General features: G+C 60.2%; 5 protein-coding genes, 1 other RNA gene and 2 pseudogenes. 3 read left to right on the forward strand and 5 right to left on the reverse strand.

Annotation, left to right across the window (positions count from 1 at the left end; translation table 11 throughout):
* Positions 1-215, reverse strand: a pseudogene (locus tag EN991_RS21770) (molybdate ABC transporter substrate-binding protein); the annotation flags it as partial.
* Positions 216-376: 161 nt separating this feature from the next.
* Between EN991_RS21770 and EN991_RS21775 the strand changes: the two are divergent.
* On the forward strand, positions 377-586 hold the full coding sequence (locus tag EN991_RS21775) for a molybdopterin-binding protein (RefSeq protein WP_127369522.1): 210 nt from the start codon (positions 377-379) through the stop codon (positions 584-586).
* 11 nt (positions 587-597) lie between these two features.
* On the opposite strand, the gene EN991_RS21780 is transcribed toward EN991_RS21775, so the two are convergent.
* The gene (locus tag EN991_RS21780) at positions 598-1,392 is read right to left on the reverse strand and encodes a thymidylate synthase (RefSeq protein WP_013531021.1); all 795 of its coding nucleotides are present in this window, start codon (positions 1,390-1,392) and stop codon (positions 598-600) included.
* 160 nt (positions 1,393-1,552) lie between these two features.
* Positions 1,553-1,864 (reverse strand): DUF2853 family protein, encoded by a 312-nt coding sequence (locus EN991_RS21785; protein ID WP_013531020.1) that lies wholly within the window; start codon positions 1,862-1,864, stop codon positions 1,553-1,555.
* 168 nt (positions 1,865-2,032) lie between these two features.
* Here EN991_RS21785 and ssrA point away from each other — a divergent pair.
* Both ssrA and EN991_RS21795 read left to right on the forward strand, forming a co-directional pair.
* Positions 2,033-2,392: a transfer-messenger RNA gene (gene ssrA / locus EN991_RS21790) on the forward strand.
* Between the two features lie 86 nt (positions 2,393-2,478).
* Positions 2,479-3,030 carry an AAA family ATPase gene (locus EN991_RS21795; protein WP_206519228.1) on the forward strand — a complete coding sequence of 184 codons (552 nt, stop codon included), beginning with the start codon at positions 2,479-2,481 and terminating at the stop codon, positions 3,028-3,030.
* Between the two features lie 64 nt (positions 3,031-3,094).
* Here EN991_RS21795 and EN991_RS21800 read toward each other — a convergent pair whose 3' ends face one another.
* Positions 3,095-4,879: an acetolactate synthase 3 large subunit gene (locus EN991_RS21800; RefSeq protein WP_127369524.1), complete on the reverse strand. Its 1,785-nt coding sequence runs from the start codon at positions 4,877-4,879 to the stop codon at positions 3,095-3,097.
* Positions 4,880-5,176: 297 nt separating this feature from the next.
* Positions 5,177-5,433, reverse strand: a pseudogene (locus EN991_RS21805) (multidrug effflux MFS transporter); the annotation flags it as partial.

Below are 5,433 nucleotides of genomic sequence, written 5' to 3' on the forward strand. Positions count from 1 at the left end.
TTGGCCAGCGCCGAGCTCCCGGCATAGGAGCCAGTCGCCGCCTCGCCGACATCGGCCTCGCAGGCCTTGTTCCCCGCGTCGAGCGCGTCCTTGAGGCTGGCTGCGGCAAACACCACCCCCTTGTCTTCCGCATGCGCTGCCGGCACGACTGCCATCAGCGCCGCAGCCAAACCGCCAATGGCGATCGCCCTCGATCCAAAACCTTTGCGCGTCATGGAAAACTCTCCCTGGTTTGAAATCCGGCCGGCTCGAAGCCTGCTGACCGATATATCCGTATGAATATAACAAGGGAAGGCCCGGCGCCTCATGAAAGCGTCTGTACGACACCAATTGTTCTGGTAAGACCGGGAAAAGAAACCTTGGAAAGGAAACTCCGGTGAAGATCAGCGCCCGCAACGTCCTCAAGGGAACGATCGCCGAGATCGTCAAGGGAGCCACCACCTCGCATGTCAGGATCGACATTGGCGGCGGCGCCATCGTCACCGCCTCGATCACCAACGAGGCCGTCGCCGATCTCAAGCTCGAAAAGGGCAAGCAGGCCTATGCCGTGGTCAAAGCCTCGGACGTGATGGTCGGCATGGACTGAAATTTGCGGCCTTAGACCGCGATCGGCGCCTTGATTGACGCGTCGGCGACGTAGTTTTCCAGCCGGAAATCCTCGAAGCGGAAGGCGAAGAGGTCCTTCACCTCCGGATTGATCCACATCGTCGGCAGCGTCCTCGGCGTGCGCCGCAGCTGCTCGCGTGCTTGCTCGAAATGGTTCGAGTAGAGGTGCGCATCGCCAAGTGTGTGGACGAAATCGCCGGGTTTCAGCCCTGTCACCTGCGCCACCATCAAGGTCAGCAGGGCATAGGACGCGATGTTGAACGGCACGCCAAGGAAGATATCGGCGGAACGCTGGTAGAGTTGGCAGGAAAGCCGCCCTTGCGAAACATAGAACTGGAACAGGCAGTGGCAGGGCGGCAGCGCCATCGCTTCCACCTCGGCTGGGTTCCATGCCGAAACAATCAGCCGCCGCGATTGAGGATTTCTGCGTATCTCCTTGAGAAGATTCGCGATCTGGTCGATCGAGCCGCCATGGCCGTCCGGCCAGGAACGCCACTGCTTGCCGTAGACCGGGCCGAGATCGCCATTCTCGTCGGCCCATTCGTCCCAGATCGAGACGCCATGGTCGGTGAGATATTTGATGTTGGTGTCGCCGGCCAGGAACCACAGAAGCTCATGGATGATCGACTTGAGATGCAGCTTCTTGGTTGTGGTGACGGGAAAGCCGCGCGCCAGGTCGAAACGCATCTGGTAGCCGAAGACGGAGCGCGTTCCGGTGCCGGTGCGGTCGCCGCGGTCGGCGCCGTTGTCCAGCACGTGCTGCAGGAGGTCGAGATACTGGCGCATCGGTTCCGGCTCGATTCGGTTGTCCAGCCATCATAACTGACAGACGGGCGATCGAACACCACAAAGCAGCGCGCAAGCCATGCCCGAAGCCAGTCAGTCCCCAACAACATCACCGGCTGGCGCATGGACCGCGCCAGCCCGGCGAATTGAAGCGCGGCCGTCAGAGGGAGCCGAGCTTACCCAGGTCCTTGGCAACCAGGTAGTAGAAGGTAACCCGGTTCTTGGTATTGTCGGCGGCCATCGCCTTGCAGACCTTCTCGATCGAAGCGTCGGCCTTGCTGTCGTCCGATATGCCGAGCTTCTTGGCAACCCAGCCAGCCTTGACGCGCTCCAGTTCCTTCGGATCGGTGCAAGACACCAGCGAGGAATCGCGGTTCCGAAGCGCAATGCCAAGATGCTTCACGATTTTGTCGACCACGTCGGCACTCGCCGAGGCATCGTATTTCTTCACGTCTGCAAGATAGTCGGCCATCAAAATTCCCCTCGTCGGCGCCACGGATCCGATCGATGAGGGCTGTGGCGCTGCTGCAACTTGTGCGCTATGTCGATAACTCCTCACCGTGGCAAAGCTTCGGTTGAGACCGCGCTCAAGTCAACCCTTCGGACTTGCGGTTTTGACACGGGGACAAAGTGCCATTGCGTCCTTTCATTTCCTGCGATCGCCCCCTATATTCGGTTTGTCGGCTTGACCGACTATGGCGATAAATGGGCGATGAAATAAGCCGTTCGGACCCGGGGGCGGTACCCGGCGCCTCCACCAAAAGCCGCTGTTGACGACAGAGCGGTTTTTGCTGGGGGCGAAATAGGATCGACGAAGGTGTAAAGATCGTACTTTTGCCCGGCATGGTACCACCGTCATCGGGCTAAACCTGTAGTTGCAAATGACAACTATGCGGAAGCACGTCTCGCCGCGTAAGCGGTGCGATAGCTTCAAATCAAGCCCTAGAGGTTCGCACTTCTAGGCGGGGTTCGGAGGTACCTGGCAACAGAAACCTCCACTTCTCCCCTCCTCCGATATCCAGCATGCGCGACGGCAGTTCCGCCGCGAACGCGCCCTGCCGCGTGCTCCCTCGCCATGGACAAAACATGCAAAACGATTCCGATCGATTCTTCGTGCTGACCGGCGGTCCCGGATCCGGCAAGACCACCCTGATCGAAGCCCTGCGCCACGCAGGCTTTGCCGCCTCGGTGGAAGCCGGCCGCGGCATTATCCGCGACCAGTCCGCCATTGGCGGACCCGCTTTGCCTTGGCACGATCGCGCCCTGTACGCCGAGTTGATGCTGTCATGGGAGATGCGCTCGTATCAAATTGCGCAAGAACAGACCGGGCGTCCTGTTTTTTTCGATCGCGGCGTTCCGGACACGCTCGGCTATCTCAGGCTGAGCGGCCTGCCGATACCCGAACACGCCCACGCTGCCGCAGAGCGCTTCCGCTATCATCGGCGCGTCTTCGTCGCCCCGCTTTGGCCGGAGATCTTCGCGCAGGACAAAGAGCGCAAGCAGACGCTCGACGAGGCCGAGCGCACCCACCATGCGCTGGTCGGCGTCTACACGGAACTGGGCTATGAGATGGTTCCGTTGCCGCTGGCCCCCGTCGAGGCGCGGCTGCGCTTCGTGCTGGCGCAAACCGGGCTGTAGCCTTGAAGTCGGACGCAATCGAGCGGGATGCACGATTCAATTCGAATGCATCCCGCTCTGGGGTCTATACCAGTCCCTGGCCGATCTCATCGGTTGCACTGGCGAAGGTCTCGCCGGGCAAGAGCATCTCATTATGGGCTCTGCCCGTCCGGATCATCGGAAGGCAATTGGCGAGTTCGGCAACACGGCAGTCGAAGAGCACCGGCCGGTTTACATCGATCATTTCCTGAATCGCGTCATCGAGGTCGGCCGGCTTCTCACAACGTATGCCGACCGCACCGAACGCTTCAGCCAGTTTGACGAAATCGGGCAAAGTTTCGGAATAGGAATGCGCAAGCCGGTTTCCGTGAAGCATTTGCTGCCACTGGCGAACCATGCCCATGTAAGAGTTGTTCAAGATGAATATCTTGATAGGCGCATTGTACTGAACCGCCGCCGACATCTCTTTCATCGTCATCTGGACAGATGCGTCGCCGGCAATATCGATGACGAGGCTTTCCGGGTGCGCGATCTGCACGCCCAATGCCGCCGGCAAGCCATAGCCCATCGTACCAAGGCCGCCCGACGTCATCCAGCGACGCGGCTTTTCGAAACCGTAGAACTGGGCCGCCCACATCTGATGCTGGCCAACTTCGGTCGTAATGTAGGTGTCGCGATCCTTCGTCAGCGCGTAGAGACGCTCGACCGCATATTGCGGCATGATCACCTCGTTGCTCATCTCGTAAGAGAAGGAGTTGCGCCCGCGCCAGCGCGCGATCTTTTTCCACCATTCGTCGAGGCGCCTTCTGTCAGGGTTTTGCGGCAGCGCACGCCATGAGCGAACCAGGCTGTCCACCACCTTGCCGGCATCGCCCTGGATGCCGACGTCGGCACGGACGGTCTTGTTGATCGAGGAGGGATCGATATCGACATGGATCTTCCTTGAGCTCGGTGAAAAAGCCTCCACGCGCGAAGTCACGCGATCGTCAAAGCGGGCGCCGATGCAGAGCATAACGTCGCACTCATGCATGGCCATGTTCGCCTCGTACGATCCGTGCAGGCCGACCATTTTCAGCCAGTTCTTGCCGGATGCCGGATATGCGCCAAGCCCCATGAGGGTCGAAGTGATCGGGAAATCAGTCAGTTCGACAAGCTCCCGCAGCAGTCTCGATGCCTCCATGCCGGAATTGACGATGCCACCGCCGGTATAAATGACTGGACGACGGGCATTGGCCATCAACTCTATCGCCTTGCCGATCTCGTTGATGTCGCTCTCCACCGTCGGCCGACAGCTCTTCAGTGCAGCAGCATCCGAGGGCGGCGTGTACACGCCGGTGGCAAACAGGACGTCCTTTGGCATGTCGACGAGGACAGGTCCCGGTCGTCCGGACTTGGCGATGTGAAAAGCCCTGTGGATCGTTGACGCCAGTTCGTTGACGTCCTTGACCAACGAATTGTGCTTGGTGCAGGGCCACGTAATACCGACCGTGTCGCATTCCTGAAAGGCATCGGAGCCGATCAGCGTTGTCGGCACCTGTCCTGTCAGGCAGACGATCGGCACCGAATCCATAAGCGCATCCTGCAGTGGCGTTACCGCATTTGTCGTGCCTGGACCGGATGTGACGAGCATGACGCCGACCTTGCCCGTAGACCGTGCATAGCCTTCGGCGGCATGGCCCGCACCTTGCTCATGGCGCACGAGGATATGCTTGATGTCATCCTGTTGGAATATCTCGTCGTAGATCGGCAGCAAGGCGGCGCCAGGATAGCCGAAGACATGCTCTACGCCATTGTCTCTGAGTGCGTGGAGAACGATCTCCGCGCCTGTCATGCGCTTGCTCGCGGTTTGAATAGGGTTCTCGCCCGTCATGGTTCTGATCCGTGGTGTATTGCGTGATGAGGATGATTGACGGGGCATCGCCCGGATTTCGGGCATAAAAAAAGGCCCCGTCAGGAGCCTGTTTACCGCGCATGGGTGGCTATCGCCGGATGGTTACACCATCCTGCCCATGCGCTTTCCTACCACCACGAGAGCCGTTGCGATCATCATGACCATCGCTGCTACAGCCGAAACCGGGCGTCGTCAACGCCTTTCGGACGGAACTGTCCGCGCCCAATGGCAAAGAGGCCGGCATGAGCCGGCCCCTTCGTTCTCATCGAAAGTCTACTACTCGGCCGGCGCCTCGACGGCCTCGCGAGAGCGGCCGAGCGTGACCTTGGCCAGCGTGAAGGAAATCACCGCGCAGAGCGTGATGCCGGCCACCATCGGCAGCGGCGTACCGTCGAAGAACACGCCGGCAACACCCATGGCCAGTGCGCCGATGGCGAAATGCAGCGTGCCCATCAGCGCTGACGCCGTGCCGGCAATCTCGCCATGCTCTTCCATGGCCAGCACCGACGTGGTCGGAATGACCAGACCAAGGA

Origin of the sequence: Mesorhizobium sp. M7A.F.Ca.US.005.03.2.1, from assembly GCF_003997795.1 — a bacterium.
Lineage (GTDB): Bacteria > Pseudomonadota > Alphaproteobacteria > Rhizobiales > Rhizobiaceae > Mesorhizobium > Mesorhizobium ciceri.